The organism is Flavobacterium sp., from assembly GCF_031422135.1.
In the GTDB taxonomy this organism is placed as follows: Bacteria; Bacteroidota; Bacteroidia; order Flavobacteriales; family Flavobacteriaceae; genus Flavobacterium.
The window spans coordinates 1-4,030 of record NZ_JANOQD010000012.1 but is presented as its reverse complement, the minus strand read 5'-3'; the positions used below and the strand labels follow the sequence as shown (position 1 = coordinate 4,030).

The following is a 4,030-nucleotide window of genomic DNA, read 5'->3' as shown; positions in this document are numbered from 1 at the left end:
AACGGGTACATCTGGAGCCGTTACAAAAACAGCTCCTATGTATTTGGAGGTATTTAGTCCGAATTTTGCAGGTGCAAGTTTGACTACTCCTGCAAACAATGCTGTAGGTCAAAATACGGTTTTGAGTTTAACTTGGGCTGCCGATGCAAATGCATCAGTATATGATATTCAGGTTGCTTCTGATAATACTTTTGCTACAATTATCGCTTCTGGGACTACAACCTCGACAAATTTCTCTGTGAATGGATTGAGTCAAGGTACTGATTACTTCTGGAGAGTTTTACCGAAAAACACATCCTGTGTTGGTGTTTATGGTGCTCCGTTCCAATTTAAAACTGGCTTCATCGCTTGTCAAACTCCAGTAAGTTCAACAAATATTCCAGTAACAATAATAGCTACAGGTGCAAGTACAGTAAACTCTACTTTAAATATTCCAACAGGAGGTACAATTTCCGATGTAAACATAACAATGAATTTAGATCATACCTATTTAGGAGAGGTTACGGCAACTTTAATTGGTCCAAGTGGAACACAAGTTCAGTTGTTTAAAGATGTTTGCGGTAGAAGCACTAATGTAATTGCTACTTTTGATGATGCTGGCTCAACTTCAACTTGTGGAAGTAATCCAACAATAGGAGGAACCATAAAATCATCACAACCTTTATCAGCTTTTAATGGACAAAGTTCAACAGGAACTTGGACATTGAGATTAGCAGATTCTGCAAATGGTGATGGAGGAACTTTGAATTCTTGGAGTTTAAATGTTTGTACGATTACCCCAACAGCTTTGTCTACTCCTGAATTTGAACTGAAAGATTTAAGTTTATATCCAAATCCAAACAAAGGAGATTTTACACTAAAATTCACTTCCGATTCTACAAAGGATATTAAAATTAACGTGTATGATATGCGAGGAAGAAACGTATATGAAAAAGTATTTTCCAATAATGGAACATTCAATCAAGATATAAATTTAAATAAAGTACAATCAGGAGTTTATTTGGTTTCTATTTTTGATGGCAATGTGAAAACAGTAAAACGTATTGTGGTTGAATAAATCAATAGTAATGAATAAAAAAGGGAAGCAAAATTATTTGCTTCCCTTTTTATTTTCCATTAAAACTGGTCATTGTAATTTCTAAACCAGACAATGCAAATGATTTTACTGCCTCAACAGCCATTTCTAATCGCTCTGTTAATTTTTCTTTTTCAGTGTCGTCCCATTCGCCGAGAACGTAATCTACTTGTTTTCCTTTTTTGAATTCGTCGCTTATTCCAAAACGAAATCTTGAATATTCTGATGAATTGAGTGTTTGTTGAATGCTTTTTAGTCCGTTGTGACCGCCATCGCTTCCTTTGGGTTTGATCCGAATGGTTCCGAATGCGAGGTTTAAATCGTCGGTAATTATTAAGACATTGTCTTTTTCTATCTTTTCTTTTTCCATCCAGTATTGCACCGCTTTTCCACTCAAATTCATATAGGTGTTGGGTTTGAGTAACAACAGTGTTCTTCCCTTTGTCTTGTATTCGGCTAACACACCTAATTTGACAGTTTGAAAATCGAGTCCTTCTTTTCGAGCAAGAAAATCGACTACTTTAAAACCGATATTGTGGCGTGTGTTTACATATTCGGCACCAATATTGCCAAGACCGACTATTAAAAATTTCTTCATAGAATTGTTGTTGCTTTCTTCTGTATTGATAATTGAAAAAAGAGATTTGAACCATTGTATCATTTTACAAAAATAGAATGTTAAATGATTTGACGCTTTAATTTTAGAAAAAAATTATTGCTAATCGGAATGTTTCTTCCTAGCCCAGATGGCAGTGGAAATCCTTTTGCTTTTTTTGTCCTTCGACAGGCTCAGGATGACAAAAAAAAGCAAAAGATTGAAACGTACAGCTGGAAATAGCTCCAAATAAAAAAAGCGCCAGTTTTGCAACTGACGCTTTGTAAAACTATCTAAAAAGAATTATTTTTTCTTTTTTGGACCACCTTTTTCTGCTTTTGCAGCTTCTTGAGCAGCTTTCATAGCAGCACGTGAGATTCTTACTTGACAAACAACAGTGTTGTCTGGGTGCAAGATTTTGTATTTGTCGTTAGCTAATTCTGTAACGTAAATTTTGTTACCCATTTCTAGAGGCGTAATGTCTGCATCTAAGAAATCTGGAAGGTTAGCTGGCAATGCTTTTACTTTTAATTTACGAGAGTTCAAACGTAAAACACCACCTAATAATACACCTGGAGATGTTCCAGTGATTCTAACAGGCACTTCCATTGTTACTTCTTTGTTATCAAATAACTGATAGAAGTCAATGTGTAAAATTTTGTCAGAAACTGGGTGTACTTGGATATCTTGCAATACTGCATTGAATGTTTTTCCGCTAGCCAAATCAATCACAACTGTGTGTGCGTTTGGAGTGTAAACCAAGTTTTTGAATGCAGCAGTTTCTGCTGAAAAGTGTACTGGTTGATCTCCTCCGTATAATACGCAAGGAACCGCTCCAGCATTACGTAAGGCTTTAGTTGCTACTTTGCCCACGCTTTCTCTTTCTGATCCTTTAATTGTAATCGATTTCATTGTAAAAAAATATAGTTAATAAATAATAAATTACTTTATAATATCAATGTCAATTTCAAAATTCAATTTCAAAATCTTCAAAGATTAATTCTAACGTTCAAATAATAAACCTACATTAGAAATTTTCCACTGATGGAATTGTTGTGATGTACCATATGCATTACTTCAGCAAAAAGTGGCGCACAACTCACCACTCTTATTTTGTTTGATTGTTTTTTTAACGGAATTGAATCGGTTACAATCAGTTCGCTTAATTGCGAATTTTCTATTTTTTCGTAGGCATCACCAGATAAGATAGCGTGTGTGCAAATTGCTCTTACGCTTAATGCTCCTTTTTCGATCATTAAATCTGCGGCTTTCGCCAATGTGCCTCCAGTGTCAATCATATCATCGACTAATACAACATTTCTTCCTTTTACCTCGCCTATAAGCTCCATTGTATCAATAACGTTGGCTACTTTTCGTTGTTTGTAACAAATAACTACATCTGATTCTAAAAATTTAGAATAGGCATATGCTCTTTTTGAACCTCCCATATCTGGCGACGCAATAGTCAAATTTTCTAAATTCAAACTTTTTACATAAGGCAAGAATATTGTTGATGCAAACAGATGGTCTACTGGTTTTTCGAAAAAACCTTGTATTTGATCTGCGTGCAAATCCATTGTCATAATGCGTGTTGCCCCTGCGGTTTCCAATAATTTAGCAACTAGCTTGGCTCCAATTGGGACTCTTGGTTTGTCTTTTCTGTCTTGACGCGCCCATCCGAAATATGGAATTACAGCTGTTATATGTCTGGCTGAAGCTCTTTTTGCGGCATCAATCATTAGTAGCAATTCCATCAGATTATCTGCGCTTGGAAATGTGGAACAAACGATAAATACGCGCAAGCCTCTTAATGATTCCTCATACGAAGGTTGAAATTCACCATCACTATATTGCGAGAACGTAACTTTTCCTAGCGGTATGCCATAAGTTTTAGCTATGGTTTCTGCCAAGTAAACACTTTGCGAACAGGCAAATATCTTTGCTTCGGGTTCTAGGTGTGGCATTAATTAGTTGTTTTTATTCCGCTGCTTTCATACTATCTGGCTTTGTCATTTGCCTAAACCAGATGTTACTATACGCCTCGGGTGTAGTTAGTTAGTTGTTGTTCGTTTTAACGAGGTGCAAAAATAGCAATAAAAATAATGTAAAACATAAATTTTTAAAGTATTTTTATAGAAATTGTGATTTTATTTTTTACATTTGCACCGTGTTAAAGAAATTCAATTTTAAATTAATTTCTTGAAGCGATAAAATAACTGTTGTTATTTTAAGTCAGCTGATGTGGGTTGTAAAACTTGACAAAAGCATAACTGCTAATGCCCGGATGGCGGAATTGGTAGACGCGCTGGTCTCAAACACCTGTGGGAAACCGTACCGGTTCGACTCCGGTTCCGGGTACA

Annotated in this window: 4 protein-coding genes and 1 tRNA gene; 2 read left to right on the top strand and 3 right to left on the bottom strand. The window is 35.8% G+C overall.

Going from position 1 to position 4,030, the window contains the following annotated elements:
• Nucleotides 1–1,057, top strand: a 1,057-nt coding sequence (locus RMO70_RS02250) for a T9SS type A sorting domain-containing protein (protein ID WP_310554798.1), incomplete at its 5' end; no start/stop codon positions are given.
• A gap of 49 nt (nucleotides 1,058–1,106) precedes the next feature.
• On the opposite strand, the gene pth is transcribed toward RMO70_RS02250, so the two are convergent.
• The 3 genes from pth to RMO70_RS02235 form a co-directional block, all read right to left on the bottom strand.
• Nucleotides 1,107–1,673 (bottom strand): aminoacyl-tRNA hydrolase, encoded by a 567-nt coding sequence (pth, locus tag RMO70_RS02245; RefSeq protein WP_310554799.1) that lies wholly within the window; start codon nucleotides 1,671–1,673, stop codon nucleotides 1,107–1,109.
• Nucleotides 1,674–1,973: 300 nt separating this feature from the next.
• Nucleotides 1,974–2,582, bottom strand: coding sequence for a 50S ribosomal protein L25/general stress protein Ctc (locus tag RMO70_RS02240; RefSeq protein WP_310554797.1), 609 nt, complete (start codon nucleotides 2,580–2,582; stop codon nucleotides 1,974–1,976).
• 110 nt (nucleotides 2,583–2,692) lie between these two features.
• A complete protein-coding gene (locus RMO70_RS02235; RefSeq protein WP_310554796.1) occupies nucleotides 2,693–3,634 on the bottom strand; it encodes a ribose-phosphate pyrophosphokinase in 942 nt (313 codons plus the stop codon).
• Nucleotides 3,635–3,948: 314 nt separating this feature from the next.
• Here RMO70_RS02235 and RMO70_RS02230 point away from each other — a divergent pair.
• A tRNA-Leu gene (locus RMO70_RS02230) sits at nucleotides 3,949–4,028 on the top strand.
• The last annotated feature ends 2 nt before the right edge of the window (nucleotides 4,029–4,030 follow it).